Below are 16,072 nucleotides of genomic sequence, written 5' to 3' on the forward strand. Positions count from 1 at the left end.
TATTATTGCAAATACCATATAGGTACAATAGGATATAAAAGAACATATATTTTGAATACGCCATATTATAGATTTTTATATATTATAGATTTTTATATATTATAGATTTTTATATATTATAGATTATATTATTGAATATTAATTTAATACATTTATCTTTATTTTATTTATTATTTTATCATTTTTTATATTATACCGTGTGATATTATGAAAATCATGAATGGAGTTAATTCTATCGAGGAAATATTAAATAAAATAACAAATGCGAAAAAAGGAAAATCTGGCATAAAACGAATAGATACAATAATACAGAAAATGGATGACCAAAAATACGAATATTAGTATATAGACTTAATAAACAGCTCGAAATAGTAAAAAAATACAATCCATCAGTTAGGCCTGCGATAGATCCGTATGTTTCTTCCGAATTAGGAGTATATAGCGGACTTAACAATATCGAAGACTATGGGGCCCTTATGAATTATCCGGATTGTTGTGTTAAATCATTTGAAACTGCGAGATTTGGAATAGATGCTGAACATCTAAAAGAGGCCGAATTGATAAAAAAAGAAATAAAAAACGAAGTTATAAACGGTAAAATTAATGTAAAGGATAAATGTGCAATAATAATGCCATCAGGATTTATACCATGTAGTTTAAACTGTAAAAATGCCATTGAAAGAAATTTGATTAATATTGTTTCTTATGATGAACAGATCAATATAATTGAATTGGAAAATAAGTTAAGCCAGGAGCTCCCCCACTATCATGGAGCATATGGTGAATATTATGAAAAAATTATATTATTATAAGTAATAATTATTATTATTATTACTATATCTATATCTATTATTTACCGTTTAAAAAATGGTTTAAAATCAATTGCATCTTTTTTACAGCTTGAAACACATTCAAAACATCTTATACATTCCGTTTGGTCTATGTTTTTGGTTAGATTTATCTGAACTGGACATTTTCTTTCGCATAATTTACAATTAACACATTTATTATTTAATTTTAGTTTAAATAATGGTTTTATAGAAAATATCCCAAGTAATGCCCCTATTGGACAGAGATATCTGCAAAATGCCATTGGATATATAAATCCAAGTAATATAACTCCAATAAGGATAATAAACGAAAGCAATGTCCCAGATAAATTTGTTAGAGCTCCGATAGGACATACCGAACAATAAGTATATGTTGCCAAATAGTATGTCAATATGATGAATAATATTAAAATTACATACTTTAAATATATTAATTTATTATGGATATTTTTGGGAACTTCGGGAAGTTTTTTTAACCTGGATAATTTAACTCTCAATTTATAAGTTAAATCAAAAATAAAACCCAATGGACACATCCAACCGCAGAATAGTCTCCCAAAAATTAGTGTAAGTAATGATATTACTATCACCACTGGAACGAAATAAATACTTCCCAGTAATATGAATTGTTCAATGTATCCAAAAATGCACAGACAAAAGAAGCTTGAAAGAAAGACCGATAAAATTACAAATTTTATAAAAAATGCCGACTGAACTATTTTTCTAATAGTTTGTAGTTTATCCATAATATCACTTGAAAAATTCATCTATTTTATCATTGTCAATGTAAAATTTAAATTCCTTTGATTTATATATTCTTTTAGCCCTAGCTTCTTCCAATATTAAATCACTTTCTACCAAATCAGCTTCTTCCAATTTTTTTAAATGGGTATATATCACTGGTCTTGATAGATTTAGTGTTTTTGCCATTTCATAAATATTCATGGGGTTTTTATTCAAAAGATGAATTATTTTAATTCTTGTAATATTAGATAATGCATCTCCCATTTTAACAGTTTTTTCCAAATTCATAAAATCACTAAATTCCTCACTAAATTTCATCCCATTTTTTCTTCAACTCCTTAACTGTTTCCTTTATTTCCACAGTATCCTTTTCTATTTTTGCCAATTCTATATCACTACTTGGTTTTTTAAATATCAAATACGCCAACATTATTATAATAATTACCAAAAGTATTATTACGATATCCCATTCATATCCGAAGAAATGTCCTGTTGCAGTTTGCATAATATCTCCTCCCATGTTATTACTTCCAACACCATAAGGCATAATATCTCCACCTCAATTAAAAACTAAAATTGATATATTAATTAAAAGTTAAATAAATTTCTTAAATTTATTTCTGTGAGTAAGAATCTTATTATTTTATCAATTATGGATTCGGAAGTATTTAAATTATCACTATTGGCGGAGACATTTGTGCTATTTATACTAACAATTCCTTCATCAATCATGCAGTTAATTATTGCCTCTTTAAGGTCTGTTGGAGATAATCCATAAACTTCTTTAATTTCGCCTAATGTGGTATTTTCACTTAATTCATTAATTAATTTTTCTTTTAATTCGTTATTTTTGTAAATTGAATTTTGAACCTCACTATTATTTAAAACCACAGTTCCTTTATCAATTAAGCATTTAAGTATTGCCTCTTTGGACTTTGATGGAGATATACCATAAGTTTTTTTAATGATATCAAATGTGGTATCATCATCTACGGATACCCCCAAATTTCTCTTTAAATCCTCTGGGTTTATATTATACATTTCGCAAATTTGTTTTATGGTGTAGCTCTTTAACCCACTTCCAGATATGTTTATATATTTATCGATTATTTCTTCTGTAATTTGTATATCGCCAGTTAATGTGTTTTCACTATTGATAACTTCGTTTATTTTTAATTTTAAAGAATTAATTAAACAATCCTGACTTATATTATATTCTTCGCATACCTGTTTTAGGGTATAATTTTTCAGCTCACTACTTGGTGTTGGAACATATTTATCAATAACATCCTCGGACATCACTCCTTCACTTGTTGTTAATGTTGGCGGTATGTTTGACGGAGCTCCGCTCATAGTAGGAGCTGGTTCACTGTGGTCACAAATACCATTATTGTTTGTGTCAATGTATTTCCCACACTCTCCTGGAAATGTGCATGATGAATCGGTAATTCCATAAGGGCAGTCATCCCATGCGTAAATTGTACTTAAAGACGACAATATCAAAAACACACTAAAAAAAATAAAAAATAGTTTTTTCATAATCTCACCTGTTAGGGCCTCCTCCCCTCTCCATTGAGCTGCTTAGTATTTGTTCATATTCTTCACTGCTTATGTATTGTGGGGTGTAATTTGCTCCGTAACTATCTAACATTCTAACAAAAGCTCTCATATGGTTTCTTGAACCTTTCATTAGATTCTCATAAACCAATTTTATGTCTTCGTTATCGGTTTTGCTTATCCAATTTTCTAAATCGGCAATATCTAAATCCTCAATAGTTGCCCCAACTATCAACGCATCAACAGCTGACTGACTACCCTTTTCAACTAAATTATTATATAATTCCTCAAATTTTGGATTTGAGAACTTTCCAACTTCTTCACTTTCAACTGGGTCTGGGATATTGTATTTTTCTAATAGATATTTTACTGAATCAGTATGGGTTTGTTCGCTATTAGCAATATTTTTGAATATCTGTAATTTCCACTTATCATATAATGTTAAATAAACATCTCTTGCCAATTTCTCTTCTTCTCTCATTTCAATTAATCCTTCCTTTTCTTCTTCACTTATTGACTGTTGCGGGAGTGCATCAATATTCTCACACATTAAGCTAACATTTACATCCCCATTATTATTTACAATTCCTCCTTGTCCCATGCCCATTTGATTTTGATGGTAATCAACTTGATTATTATTTTGTATTTGATTATCTGGCATCTGAGTATCTGTATTTTGAGATATGCATCCTGCCAAAAGAACTGCGGAAGCAACTAATGATATAACTATTAATTTTAAGATATATTTCATAATATCACCATTAAAATTTAAAAAATAAAAAAGAAATCCGTCAGTGTTGTGCAGTTGTCATGCCCCCGTCCTTCATGTTTTGATGATTGATGTGTGGAGCTCCTGCATTTCCTACTGTGGTATTTTCATATTGATGGTTCATAGGTGCGTTGGTGTTTGCAGGAGTTCCTGCATTTCCAATATTTTGGTGGCTCATAGGAGCTCCCATGTTGCCCATATTATTCATGTTTGCATTCCCCATCATTTTACCATGGCCGCCAGCATGTAATTGCAACCTAATCGTTGCCATCTGTTCTCCTTCTAACTGTAAAACTATTCTGTATGCATCTTGGTATTTATTTTGATTCATTAATTCATTAACTTCATTTAATTTTTCTTCTAATTCAGTGGTGTTTATTCCCTGTTCTTTTAACATTTCAATTTTCATTTCCATGTGTCTTATTCTATTTTGTATTGTCAATTTTACTCTGTCTTCTGGAATGTTCTGAACAGCCACATTAAGCCCCTTATTTCTCAATCTATTTACCACTGCTGAATGATTGTAAGAGTAAACTGGATTTTCGATTACTTCCACTTTGTTAGTTCTTAAATGTAATCTTTCAGGTTCTACTGATAAGTTTGTGCCGTTTGATAATAATACCAAATAATGACCGTCTCTTACTCTTGCCATTGTTTCGTTCAGTGATATATCATCCATTCCATGAGCAACGCAGATTGTTGCATTCCCATAGGCATGAGCAAACTCATTTTGGAATCTCATCGTAATATTTGCGTTTGTGTCGTATCTTGTTTGACCGCCTATTCTTTCAACTGTTAAACTCGCATTTTCCAATGCGACAATATAATCATCAACAACTGCTAAATTTCCACCGATTACTACTACTTTGTCGGGATTAAGTGATTTTATTTCGTCAATTACGCTTTCGTTGTATATTCCCCATGTTGTAGTAACTACTGTTGCATTTAATACATTTGCAACTCCCAAAGCTGCTGTTTGGTCTGCATAATTATCACTTACCAATACGACATCTGTTGCATATACTGCTGATGCCGATAGTGCTATTAGCGATAAAAGCACCATTAATTTTTTTAGCATATTCATCACCTCATAGATTGTAACATTAACATATAATATATTATTGGATATAATTGTTATTATATATACAGTTCTAAGCTCCATGTCTGTACCCTAAACCATAATCTGTGAGCTATCCACAACATCCATCTTCTCAGGTGTCATTACCACAATAACATGATTCAATTGTGCATTTTAAATAATGCTTCCTTGGTCATTAGTGGGATATGCAAAAACTAAGGTAATAACTCCTCATTGCGTCACCATATTGTCACCAATTTACACAACTGATAGTAAAAATAAAAATAATTTAAAATTAATTATTCATTGTCATTATCCTTCCCATCATGCTCCATGCCCTCGCGCTCATTGTGCATTTCATTGTGTATCTCTTGATGGTTATCTTCAGTATCGTTAATTTCTGAGTGTATTTCGGTGTGTATCTCTTGATGCATTTCCTGGTTATCATGGTTTCTATCCATGATTTCATCGCCAATCTCTTTGTGTATCTCTTGATGGTTATCTTCGGTGTCATTGAGCTCATTGTGTGTTTCCTTATGCATTTCATGGTGGTCATCGTCCATCTCGTGAGCTCTAACAACCATTGCCATCTGTTCTCCTTGAAGTTCTACCATTAATTTATAGGCCTCTTCGTATTTGTCCCCATCCATTGCTTCTTCAGTTTCATTCAATATGCTTTCTAACTCTTCTAACTTATCTTCCAGTTCTGATGCATCTATTCCTTGACTTTTCAATAGATCGATTTTCATTTTAAGTGCGGTGATTTTATTTTCCATCATAACTTCTATTTTGTCTTGTGGAACAGCATTAATTTTTACATTAGCTCCTTTCATTTTAAATTTTTCTGCTACTAATGAACCGTTATATAGTGGACTGTCCATCACTTCAACTTCCTCAATTTCAAGGTCTAAATCTTCAGGATCTACCGTTAAATTAACCCCATTTGTAAGTAATACCAAGAGTGGTTTATCCATTCCTTGAAATGTTCCATTCAATGCTATATCGTCTCCATGGTAAACATATACGGTAGTTCCATTTCCAAACATATGCTTAAATTTCAATACAAGGTTTGCATTGGTTTCGTATCTATTTTCCCCAGCAATTCTCTCAACTTCAATTCCTATATTTTCTAATTCTTTTGTGTAGTTTTCAACAACTGCCATCGGACCCCCTACAACAATAACATCATTAGGATTCAATGATCTTATTTCATCTAAAACGCTTTCGTTGAAAATGCCCCACGGTGTCTTTATTACCGTTGCATTAACTGCCTTAGCTACACCTTCCACAGCCACATAATCTGCATGATTGTCACTTACTAAAATAACATCCGTCGCAGATACCATTGGCACTACAATCAGAGTTAGCAATAATATCAGTTTTTTTAGCATATATTTCACCAAGCTTCTTTTACATTCTATTTCTTTAGATTTCCATATATTTAATTCTTTGTTTTATAATTCGTTTATATGTAGTATTTTTACTACACATTACTATATTATGAAACAGGTATATATAGATTATTGAGTTATGTAAAAAATATACACAATTATAAAAATATAATTGTAAAAATAAAGATATGGGCAATCGTAGGACGCACCATATAAATGACTATTGTCAAATGGGCAGAAATTGTAGTTATTTGCAACCATACAGTTAATATTATTTCATATTGTTCCATATGTTTTGACTAAATATGTCCAATATACGATTGACTAAATTAAAATAAAAAATTAATTAAATGTTTTTATTCAATAATTCCTTTACAAGTTCTTTCTTTTTAATGGCGTCATCGCATGATTTTTTAACCTTTTCCTTCATAATCTCAAATTCTTCTGTGCTTGGTTTCATTTTTTCGACTACTTTTTTAACTGGGGTGTATGCAGCCTCCCTAAATTCTGGAATAAGCGGTATTTTTTTACCATCCTCAATTACGAAACTAATATTTCCTTCTTTTACTTCCCCGATTATTTTTGCCCCTGTTTTTTCCATAATTATATCTGCATGTTCCTTTGGTGCAATAATTAATAAACTATCAATAGAAACGCCCAATGGGTCAATATTCAATTTATTCAGCATATCCAAAACCTTTGGATTTATTAAATTATATATTTTATCCTTATCTACTTCCAATGAAACGGTTGCAGTTTTTGAAATTTCGTAGGCATCCCCCCTAAGCCCCCCGTTTGTCACATCAGTCATTACATGGATATATTTTAATAAATTGTTATCAATTAGACTTTTACATGCCTTTAAGAAATCCACATTGAGTGTTTCATAAATTACATCAAACATTCCATAATATAATGCCGTTGTGGATATTGTTCCTCCACCACTTCCTTCGGTCATTAAAATTACATCTCCAACTTCTGCTCTAACTCGCGAGGTTGGTAGATTATCATTTATAACACCGATTGCACCAACTGCACTCACCATTCTATCTCCCAATACCATATCTCCCCCAACTCTTAGTGTACTTCCTGCAACCAATGGAACACCTATTGCCTCAGATACTGCACAAATACCGCCTGTAAAATCAAATATCTTTGACACATCCCCATCATCTGCCAAATGGATATCACTTATAAGTGCAACAGGGTCTGCACCCATTACAAAAACATCTCTAAGGCATGCCCTACAAACATGAAAACCTGCTAAAAAAGGAAAATCGCTTAATCGTGAGTGAGTCCCATCAATTGCCACAACGGTATATTTTGAATCTGCCCTTACAACTCCTCCGTCGTCTTGTTCCCTACTATCTACTATTGTATTTTGGTTTGTGCTCTCTATTATTCTGGCTATTTGCTTGTGTATGAAAAAATCCCCTTCTCCTCGGCTACCTCCGCCCATTTCCCCCATTTTTACATCGGATTCAATGCAATCCAATAAATATTTTAATTTACTATCTTTAATAGATTTATATGAATTTATAGTTTTTACTTCCGATATAACTGCATTTACAAATTCTTTTGCAATATCTTCGCTTATATCTGTTTTTATCTCAGTGATTCTTTTGAATCCATCTTCGATTATTTTATTTTCGGGAATTTTATTATTTAGGCATCTTTTTACATAGCCTTCTATATCCATAATTACACCAAATTGATTAATATATTAATTATTTATATGGTTATATAATTATATATTCATTTATAAAAATAGAATAATGATAAAAATAAAAATATGATATATTGGGAGCTCCTGCTAAAAATCCCAATTATAGTCAATCTTCGGTCGTTTTCATAAATATACCCTAATTAAAAAGGGCAAAATCCGTATTATATTACTAAAAAACGAAGTAAATATGCGTCCTAATTTCTCAAAACTCCGAAGGAATTTTTACGGCAGTATAAATTTTCCATTGGAAAATTTAGAGACTGTAAATCGTTTCCAAAGGAAACGATTGAAATAGGACGAATAAGGACAGTTATTGAAGATTAACTATAAAAGGACATTATAAAAATTGATTTAAACCTATATATTTATTGACTTAATTTTAAAATTGCTTCGGCTATGTCTCCATTACATTCTTCCAATACTTTTTTAGCCTCTTCTTCGGAAACTTCGCACTGATTTACCACCATTTCGATATCTTCCTTAGTAATATCCAATTTAACTTCCTCGTCTTTTATTTGTTCTTTCTGCTCAGCTTTTATGTCGTCTTTTTTGATATTTTTAGCTCTTCCTGTTATGGTATATGTTTTATTTCCCATTACATCCATTACTTGAACTTTTGGTTTTTCAAATACCATTATTTTATCTTCTAATTCCATGGTTATTTTTAATACCTTAATATCTTTGGAATCCATTCCCATATCGCTCATCATTTTTTGCATTTGTCTCATCATTTTTGGATTCATTCTTCCCGGAAACATATTTTCACCTTTTTATTATTTACATAATTTATAGTATGTTCGGGAACAACTTACACTCATTATATTTGCTCCCCTATTTTGTATTTTGTTAGTTAATATAATAAAATACCATAGAATATTTAGAGAATAGACTTGAACATACTAATACCGTAATGAGATATATTATAATTATAATGATTTTAATATAATATGATACATATTATATCAAATATATTAAATTGTATGTATAACATATATGATATATTATATTGAATGATTATTAATTTAATACATACCTATTTATCTTTTATATATTTTATTAATGTCCAAATGTTTATAATATTTTAATATTTATAATAATAAGTTTATTAATGTGATAATTATGCTCCAAAATGTTAATGACAAAACATTAATTAAAAAATCAATATTGGGAATTAAAAAATTAGCAGATGAATTAAACAAAGATGTAAAAATAATGCATGTATGCGGTTCTCATGAACATACAATATGCAAATATGGAATAAGAGATGTATTGCCAAATAATATAACTGTTATACCGGGTCCGGGCTGTCCTGTATGTGTTACAACCCAAAAAGAAATTGATAAGGCCATATATTTAGCAGAAAAAGGATATACTGTTGCCACACTCGGGGACATGTATAGAGTTCCAGGAAGTGAAAAATCATTGATGCAACTTCAATCAGAGGGGGCCGATGTAAAAATAGTATATGGTATAGGGGATGCCGTTAAATTTGCAAAGGAAAATCCAGATAAAAAGGTTGTATTTGTGGCAATAGGATTTGAAACCACTGCACCAACTACGGCTTCGGAGCTCCTTAGTTTAAATAATTACAACAATAATGAAGACAATATAAAAAATAATAAAACCATAGATAATTTCCATATATTGAACTGCCATAGGCAAACTCCACCAGTTATGGACTTCTTATTAAGAGAGGGAACTGTAAATATGGACGGATTTATATGTCCCGGGCATGTTTCAGTTATTACTGGATTAAAACCATATTATGCACCTTGTGAAAAATATAAAGCTCCAATGGTGGTTGCAGGATTTGAACCAATTGATGTTTTAATGTCTATATTTTTAATATTAAAACAGATGATAAATGAGGAGGCAAAAGTAGAAAATGCCTATAAAAGAGGGGTTAGGGAGGAAGGAAATATTGTAGCTCAAAAAATTATAAATAAAGTATTCGAACCTTGCGATGTAGCTTGGAGGGGTTTTCCAGTAATTACCGATGGAGGATTAAAATTAAGAGAAGAATATGAAAAATATGATATACACAATATAGAGGAGCTCCCTGTAATTGAAGAAAAAATAAACAAAGCCTGTATATGTAGTAAAATATTGAGGGGAGAAAAATTACCAACTGACTGTAAATTGTTCGGAGCTCCCTGCAATCCAATGAATCCAATAGGTAGTTGTATGGTTTCAGACGAGGGAACATGCAGAATATTTTATAAATACCATAATAAATTATAATTAATATTGTGATATTTTGTGGTGTGATATTTATGGGATATCTGGGTTTAACCGCACAGGAAGCCGAAGAAAGATTAAAGAAATATGGCTACAATGAATTAGAGGTAAAAAAGAAAATAACATGGTTTAATATATTAGTTAGACAATTTGTTAGTAATTTTTTAGTGTGGGTTCTTATTGTAGCTATGGCCATATCGGCTTATATCGGCGAGATGCTTAATTTTTGGATGATATTATTTTTAATAATTTTTGTTATTATGATGGGATTTGTTCAAGAATATAAGGCTGAAAAGGCCATGGAATCTTTAAAAAAATTCATTCAATATAAAACCCAAGTTATAAGGGACGGTTGGGCATGTGAGATATTTAGTAAAGAAGTAGTTCCGGGGGATATTTTAGTTTTAAAAATGGGCGATAAAATTCCTGCTGATGCAAAAATTATAACAACTTCAGGAGAATTTAAAGTTGATGAGTCAATTTTAACTGGCGAAAGTAATGTTGTAAAAAAATCTAAGGAGGATTTAATTTTTGCTGGAACTCAGGTCGTGCATGGAGCATGTAAATCCACCGTAATTAATACGGGCATGAAAACAGAACTTGGAAAAATTGCGGAGATGGTTGAAAAAGAAGAAGAAAAAACCCCACTTCAAATAAAAATACATAATTTAGGAAAAACTTTATCATTTGTTGCCCTATTGGCCTGTATTCTCATTTTTAGTTTTGGTATTTTTATGGGAGCTCCCATTTATAGTATGTTAATGGTTGCATTGGCTCTTGCAGTGGCTGCTGTTCCTGAGGGACTTCCCCTTGCCCTTACTCTTACATTATCTCTTGGTATGCATAATATGGCAAAGCATAATGCAGTTGTAAGAAAGATGCTTGCAGTTGAAACCCTTGGTTCAGTTACTGTGATTTGCACAGATAAAACAGGAACATTAACAAAAAATGAAATGACTGTTGAGAAAATTTATGTAAATGGCGAATTTTATGACATTGGGACAATTGACAGCGAATCAAAAGAATATATTTTAAAAGAAGGTAAAAAAATAGAGCCCGATGAAGAAAAAAATCTAATTTTATTATTAAAGGCTGTTTCGTTATGCAATAATGCCCAAATAACCAGTCCAATATCTCCTGAAACCATCGAAACTGATATGTTGGGAGACCCTACGGAAGTGGCACTTGCCGTTGTAGGAACAAAAATAGGGTTGTGGAAGCATAATTTAGATGCAGAATATCTGAAAATACATGAAATACCATTTACATCTAAAAGAAAATTAATGACAACCGTTCATCGCATAAATGATAATGAATCAATAGTATTCACAAAGGGAGCTCCCGAAGTAATATTAAATACCTGTAAATTTATTGAAAAAAATAATGAAATTGAAGAGATTGATGGGAGTACTATTGAAGAGATATTAATGACAAACAGCGATTTGGCAGGTTCTTCTTATCGAGTTATTGGAGTAGCATATAAAAAAATTTCTAATTATGATATAGATAATTTAAATGACAATATTATAGAGAAAGATTTAACTTTTTTAGGACTCATAGGAATGATAGACCCCCCCAAAAAAGGAGTATATGAAGCAGTTAAATCATGCAAAAAAGCAGGCATAGAAATTATAATGATAACCGGCGATGGTGAAGAAACTGCAAAAGCAATAGGGGAAAAAATTGGCATATATACTAAAGATGAAGATGAAAATAAAATAAATGATTCAGATATAGTAAAAAATATAATTAAAAAGGGAACTATTGTAGGAACTGAATTGGATAGTTTAAGCGAAGATGAATTTGACATTATTGTTGATGCTGTTAGCATATATGCAAGAGTTGTGCCCGAACAGAAGCTTAAAATTGTAAAGTCATTGAAAAAGAAAGGACATATCGTAGCTATGACCGGCGATGGTGTTAATGATGCTCCTGCTTTAAAGATAGCGGATATAGGCATAGCAATGGGCAAAAAGGGAACAGATGTTGCAAAAGAATCAAGTGATATGATACTTCAAGATGATAATTTTGCCACGATAGTGGAGGCCATTAAGATAGGTAGAAATATTTATGAAAATATAGAAAAATTCACCTGTTATTTAGTATCCCATAATTTTATGCAGGTTATCCTTATAGCCATTGGAATATTTATATTTGGATTTGATTATCTGCCGTTATTGCCATTACATATTTTATTTATAAATGCAGTTGGTGAAGAACTACCTGCCATATCACTTGGAATGAGCCCCGTTAGAAAAGAAATTATGGATAAACCCCCAAGAAAGACACAAAACATACTTAATAAAATGAATTTATATTTAGTTTCCAGTTTAGCCATATTTATGACGGTTGTAGTTTTTGGAGTATTTATTTTCTCCAATCCATTGGAAAATATAGAATATGCAAGAACCATGGCATTTAGTGTAGTGGTTGGAATGATAATATTTAACACATTTAACTTTATATCGCTCGATAAATCCATATTTAAAATAGATTATCCATTAAATAAAATGCTAATTATAGCCATATCATTTATCGCAATAATAACAATAGGTATCTTAAATATTTCTTATTTAAAAGAAATTTTTAAATTTGCATCACTCAATTTAAAAGATTGGATTATATGCATAATAGCATCATTTTCAACAGTTATATTTATGGAATTCATTAAAATACATAACAAATTTAAAAATAGCAATAAATAATGATAGAAGATAAATAATAAATTAAAAGAAAAATTATCTTTGGTGTTCCAACTTAGAATTCAATTTATAAATATCCGATGAATCATTTTTATCTTCATCGATTACTTTAACATCTTTTAAACTTTTCAAACCTTGTTTTTCAGCTGTTTTTTCTATCCCTAATTTATTATTGGTATCCACCATAATCACATAGGCATTTAGTGTAGGGATATTAGACATATAACATGCCACCGACCTATGATGTCCATCAATTAATATATATTTATCTTTTGTTGCCTTTGTTTTAATGACAATTATTGGTTCTGCAAGCCCCATCTTCAACTCATACTCTCGCCCACATAATTCATCAGCATATATCTTTGACTGTGTTGGTTTAAGTTTATCTATTGGTATTATTCCCTCATCCACCCTAATTTTATAACCTAAATTTTCGTAGGTTTTTACTATTTTATTTAATTTTAAAGGGGTGGTTTTCTCGATTTGAGACCTAATTACATCTGTATTAGTGATTATCCCTACCAATTCATTATTATCATTCACAACAGGGAGCTTTGAAAAACCCGTCCTAAACATTATCCTACCAACATCTCGAACTGGTGCATCAGGTCTTGTAATAATCATTTTTTCTCTTTTAGTCATTAGATTTTCTATTTTTTCAGATTTTTCTACATCAAATATATCATGAACTGAAATAATTCCAATCAATTTATTATCTTCGATTACCGGAAAAGTATCATGTGTAGTTTTTTTTATTAAGTCTATTACTTCCCCTGCTGTGTTATTAGGTGTAACAACATCTACGGTTTTTGTCATATATTCTTTTACCTTCACCATGGAGCTCCCCTTAATGATTTATTTGATATATTTTTTATTTTTTATTTTATGGTTTTTTCATATAATATTTCCTTAGTTTTCTTATTTCTAATTTTCAAAATCCTATGAAATGGGATATGTCTTGTTATAGGTCCCTCTTCGTAAATTATGAAAGAATCATTTATTAACATATTCTCCATAGATATAGATTTAGTTAAAGAAATTGATTTGTCTCCCTTTTCTTTATCTCCTGCCCTATGCAGATAGGTTATTTCATAATCCTTTGCGTCATAATCAGGATGCCATAATATTTTATTTATTAGCTCTTTAAGCATAATATCATCCACCTTAACCCCCTAATGCATATGTGTTTATTCCTCATATTTTTTAGTGGAATCCGTCTCATCAATACCCATGGCCTCCAATATTCTTGTTTTAATTGCTTCTTCAACCAAATTTTTAAGTGATTTTTTATCTGAGACTGATTCAAATATTCCGAGGTCTATACTTGTAGCAGCTGATGATTGATGCCCTCCCCCACCAAATGCTGTCCTCATTATTTCACCGATATCTATTCTTAAATCTTTGGTTCTTGCACTAATATGTATCTTATTTTCAGATATTCCAAATACATAAGTTGTAGTTATGCCTTCCATTTTAAGCAAAAAATCCGCAGCTTTTGGTAAAGCATCACGGTTTTTAATATGTCCCACATAAGACAAAGCTATATTATTTTTAATTATATTCCTATTAGTTATTGCTCTTGCAAGAGCCTCCATACTTTCTGTATCCATGTCGGGGTTCTCAATTAAGTCTAGCGTTTTCGGGTCCATCAAATCTTGTAAATATCCCGCAGCATCAAAATCTTTTTTAGATGTTTTTCTTTTAAAATAGTTAGTATCTGTACATATTGCATAATATAATGCAGTTGCCAATTTCTGTTTTGGCACTATGTTCAAATGACTTAAATATTCTGTTAAAATAGTAGCAGTTGCGCCAATATCTGGCCTTATGTCCATATAATTTGCAGTTAAATCTCCATTATTGTGGTGGTCCAATAAAATATCAATTTTATAAGTTGTATCAATAGGTATTATTTTCGAAGAAGATGTATCTACAACGGCAACACCTTCGTAATTACTTATATCAATATTGTCAATAGGCGTTAATTTTACACCCAACAAATTAACCATTGCCTTATTTTCATCAAAACCTATTTTTCCACCATAGGCTATATCTGAACTCACACCCCATTTCATCATTATTGTTTTTAAAGCCATTGCACTAGCTATTGAATCTGGGTCTGGGTTGTTGTGCATAATTATTAAACAGGGGGCTAACTTATTATCATCGGATTTACTGGCATCAATTCCATTGATGACATTATTATCCTTAGAACCAGTACTGTACTTTTCCCCCTTACTTTTGGAGGGGACGATATTGGAAGTTTTAGAATTATATCTCTTTTTAATGTCTTTAACAATTTCTTCTAAATCTATTAATTTTCTTCTTAATTTTGATTTTTCAATTTCCAATAATATCTCATGAGCCGCACAATCCACAGGGTAAATTATTTTATGGACTTCAATACCACTGTATAAATCAGGATATTGCACAATATTTCTGACTATCAAATATGCCTTTGGATTTAGCTTAGAAACTAATTTCGCGATTTTTTTATTTGTTTCTCTTTCATTTGTTAATACTATAACAGTGTCGGCATCTTTAATACCTGCCTTATTTAATATGGTTTCGTCGGTAGCATCGCCCACAATAAAATTAAATTCAGCCTCTTCAACAGATTCAAATACAACTGCATTACTGTCAATTACTGAAATTTTATCTATGGCTTTAGTATTATTCACTACTTTACGACCAAATGTCCCATATCCTATAACAATTATCATAAGTTCCCTCATAGGAATTATTAATATTTATAAATAATTAAGGTATATAGTATGTTCAGAAAGTTTGTTATCTATTAGTTAAAAAGATTAAGATGCATTACAGTATATTCGGAAAGAAGGTTATTTAACTGTCCCAGCATATATAAAATATGTCTGTATTATGGTAAAATATAGTTAATCTTCAATGGCCGTCCTTATCTGTCCCAAACTATTTATTAATCTAATTCAATAACCTAATAATTTGAGTTTATTGTATATCGCCTGAAAAAGACCGAAGATTTACTATAATAATATTTAAATTTATTATATAAACC

16 protein-coding genes are annotated in these 16,072 nt (G+C 30.8%); 4 read left to right on the forward strand and 12 right to left on the reverse strand.

The window, feature by feature from the left end; all coding sequences use genetic code 11:
• The first annotated feature begins 207 nt into the window (after positions 1-207).
• Both MAEO_RS08090 and MAEO_RS04460 read left to right on the forward strand, forming a co-directional pair.
• Positions 208-342 (forward strand): hypothetical protein, encoded by a 135-nt coding sequence (locus MAEO_RS08090; protein ID WP_269593221.1) that lies wholly within the window; start codon positions 208-210, stop codon positions 340-342.
• 62 nt (positions 343-404) lie between these two features.
• Positions 405-812 carry a DUF483 domain-containing protein gene (locus MAEO_RS04460; protein ID WP_232202554.1) on the forward strand — a complete coding sequence of 136 codons (408 nt, stop codon included), beginning with the start codon at positions 405-407 and terminating at the stop codon, positions 810-812.
• Between the two features lie 41 nt (positions 813-853).
• On the opposite strand, the gene MAEO_RS04465 is transcribed toward MAEO_RS04460, so the two are convergent.
• The 9 genes from MAEO_RS04465 to MAEO_RS04505 form a co-directional block, all read right to left on the reverse strand.
• The gene (locus tag MAEO_RS04465; RefSeq protein ID WP_011973600.1) at positions 854-1,576 is read right to left on the reverse strand and encodes a 4Fe-4S binding protein; all 723 of its coding nucleotides are present in this window, start codon (positions 1,574-1,576) and stop codon (positions 854-856) included.
• A 4-nt stretch (positions 1,577-1,580) separates the two neighbouring features.
• The gene (locus MAEO_RS04470; RefSeq protein ID WP_011973601.1) at positions 1,581-1,862 is read right to left on the reverse strand and encodes an ArsR/SmtB family transcription factor; all 282 of its coding nucleotides are present in this window, start codon (positions 1,860-1,862) and stop codon (positions 1,581-1,583) included.
• Positions 1,863-1,881: 19 nt separating this feature from the next.
• Complete coding sequence (locus tag MAEO_RS04475) at positions 1,882-2,121, reverse strand: hypothetical protein (protein WP_011973602.1); 240 nt, start codon at positions 2,119-2,121, stop codon at positions 1,882-1,884.
• Between the two features lie 41 nt (positions 2,122-2,162).
• On the reverse strand, positions 2,163-3,113 hold the full coding sequence (locus tag MAEO_RS04480; RefSeq protein ID WP_011973603.1) for a hypothetical protein: 951 nt from the start codon (positions 3,111-3,113) through the stop codon (positions 2,163-2,165).
• A gap of 4 nt (positions 3,114-3,117) precedes the next feature.
• Positions 3,118-3,882, reverse strand: coding sequence for a DUF2202 domain-containing protein (locus tag MAEO_RS04485; RefSeq protein ID WP_011973604.1), 765 nt, complete (start codon positions 3,880-3,882; stop codon positions 3,118-3,120).
• 40 nt (positions 3,883-3,922) lie between these two features.
• Complete coding sequence (locus MAEO_RS04490) at positions 3,923-4,978, reverse strand: cell wall-binding repeat-containing protein (protein ID WP_048062380.1); 1,056 nt, start codon at positions 4,976-4,978, stop codon at positions 3,923-3,925.
• Between the two features lie 299 nt (positions 4,979-5,277).
• Positions 5,278-6,369 (reverse strand): cell wall-binding repeat-containing protein, encoded by a 1,092-nt coding sequence (locus MAEO_RS04495; RefSeq protein WP_011973606.1) that lies wholly within the window; start codon positions 6,367-6,369, stop codon positions 5,278-5,280.
• A gap of 346 nt (positions 6,370-6,715) precedes the next feature.
• Positions 6,716-8,068 carry an AIR synthase-related protein gene (locus MAEO_RS04500; protein ID WP_011973607.1) on the reverse strand — a complete coding sequence of 451 codons (1,353 nt, stop codon included), beginning with the start codon at positions 8,066-8,068 and terminating at the stop codon, positions 6,716-6,718.
• 392 nt (positions 8,069-8,460) lie between these two features.
• Positions 8,461-8,853 carry a nascent polypeptide-associated complex protein gene (locus tag MAEO_RS04505; RefSeq protein WP_011973608.1) on the reverse strand — a complete coding sequence of 131 codons (393 nt, stop codon included), beginning with the start codon at positions 8,851-8,853 and terminating at the stop codon, positions 8,461-8,463.
• Between the two features lie 361 nt (positions 8,854-9,214).
• Here MAEO_RS04505 and hypD point away from each other — a divergent pair, with 361 nt between their 5' ends.
• Positions 9,215-10,336, forward strand: coding sequence for a hydrogenase formation protein HypD (gene hypD, locus MAEO_RS04510; protein WP_011973609.1), 1,122 nt, complete (start codon positions 9,215-9,217; stop codon positions 10,334-10,336).
• A 32-nt stretch (positions 10,337-10,368) separates the two neighbouring features.
• The gene (locus tag MAEO_RS04515) at positions 10,369-13,038 is read left to right on the forward strand and encodes a cation-translocating P-type ATPase (protein ID WP_011973610.1); all 2,670 of its coding nucleotides are present in this window, start codon (positions 10,369-10,371) and stop codon (positions 13,036-13,038) included.
• A 33-nt stretch (positions 13,039-13,071) separates the two neighbouring features.
• Here the strand turns inward: MAEO_RS04515 and MAEO_RS04520 are convergent, their stop codons facing one another.
• Genes MAEO_RS04520 through MAEO_RS04530 form a run of 3 tightly spaced genes read right to left on the reverse strand, consistent with a single transcriptional unit; the run spans position 13,072 to position 15,758 of the window.
• Complete coding sequence (locus tag MAEO_RS04520; RefSeq protein WP_011973611.1) at positions 13,072-13,872, reverse strand: CBS domain-containing protein; 801 nt, start codon at positions 13,870-13,872, stop codon at positions 13,072-13,074.
• Positions 13,873-13,913: 41 nt separating this feature from the next.
• Positions 13,914-14,186 (reverse strand): RNA repair domain-containing protein, encoded by a 273-nt coding sequence (locus MAEO_RS04525; RefSeq protein ID WP_011973612.1) that lies wholly within the window; start codon positions 14,184-14,186, stop codon positions 13,914-13,916.
• A gap of 36 nt (positions 14,187-14,222) precedes the next feature.
• On the reverse strand, positions 14,223-15,758 hold the full coding sequence (locus MAEO_RS04530) for a DHH family phosphoesterase (protein WP_011973613.1): 1,536 nt from the start codon (positions 15,756-15,758) through the stop codon (positions 14,223-14,225).
• Positions 15,759-16,072 lie beyond the last annotated feature (314 nt).

This window comes from Methanococcus aeolicus Nankai-3 (assembly GCF_000017185.1).
Lineage (GTDB): Archaea > AGJL01 > Methanococci > Methanococcales > Methanococcaceae > Methanofervidicoccus > Methanofervidicoccus aeolicus.

What these genes read in the sequence shown, in the direction of transcription:
- MAEO_RS08090 (WP_269593221.1), top strand. Translation starts at nt 208, where the DNA reads ATGAAAATCATGAATGGAGTTAATTCTATCGAGGAAATATTAAATAAA.
- MAEO_RS04465 (WP_011973600.1), bottom strand. Translation starts at nt 1,576, where the DNA reads ATGGATAAACTACAAACTATTAGAAAAATAGTTCAGTCGGCATTTTTT.
- MAEO_RS04470 (WP_011973601.1), bottom strand. Translation starts at nt 1,862, where the DNA reads ATGAATTTGGAAAAAACTGTTAAAATGGGAGATGCATTATCTAATATT.
- MAEO_RS04475 (WP_011973602.1), bottom strand. Translation starts at nt 2,121, where the DNA reads ATGCCTTATGGTGTTGGAAGTAATAACATGGGAGGAGATATTATGCAA.
- MAEO_RS04480 (WP_011973603.1), bottom strand. Translation starts at nt 3,113, where the DNA reads ATGAAAAAACTATTTTTTATTTTTTTTAGTGTGTTTTTGATATTGTCG.
- MAEO_RS04485 (WP_011973604.1), bottom strand. Translation starts at nt 3,882, where the DNA reads ATGAAATATATCTTAAAATTAATAGTTATATCATTAGTTGCTTCCGCA.
- MAEO_RS04490 (WP_048062380.1), bottom strand. Translation starts at nt 4,978, where the DNA reads ATGCTAAAAAAATTAATGGTGCTTTTATCGCTAATAGCACTATCGGCA.
- MAEO_RS04495 (WP_011973606.1), bottom strand. Translation starts at nt 6,369, where the DNA reads ATGCTAAAAAAACTGATATTATTGCTAACTCTGATTGTAGTGCCAATG.
- MAEO_RS04500 (WP_011973607.1), bottom strand. Translation starts at nt 8,068, where the DNA reads ATGGATATAGAAGGCTATGTAAAAAGATGCCTAAATAATAAAATTCCC.
- MAEO_RS04505 (WP_011973608.1), bottom strand. Translation starts at nt 8,853, where the DNA reads ATGTTTCCGGGAAGAATGAATCCAAAAATGATGAGACAAATGCAAAAA.
- hypD (WP_011973609.1), top strand. Translation starts at nt 9,215, where the DNA reads ATGCTCCAAAATGTTAATGACAAAACATTAATTAAAAAATCAATATTG.
- MAEO_RS04515 (WP_011973610.1), top strand. Translation starts at nt 10,369, where the DNA reads ATGGGATATCTGGGTTTAACCGCACAGGAAGCCGAAGAAAGATTAAAG.
- MAEO_RS04520 (WP_011973611.1), bottom strand. Translation starts at nt 13,872, where the DNA reads ATGGTGAAGGTAAAAGAATATATGACAAAAACCGTAGATGTTGTTACA.
- MAEO_RS04525 (WP_011973612.1), bottom strand. Translation starts at nt 14,186, where the DNA reads ATGCTTAAAGAGCTAATAAATAAAATATTATGGCATCCTGATTATGAC.
- MAEO_RS04530 (WP_011973613.1), bottom strand. Translation starts at nt 15,758, where the DNA reads ATGATAATTGTTATAGGATATGGGACATTTGGTCGTAAAGTAGTGAAT.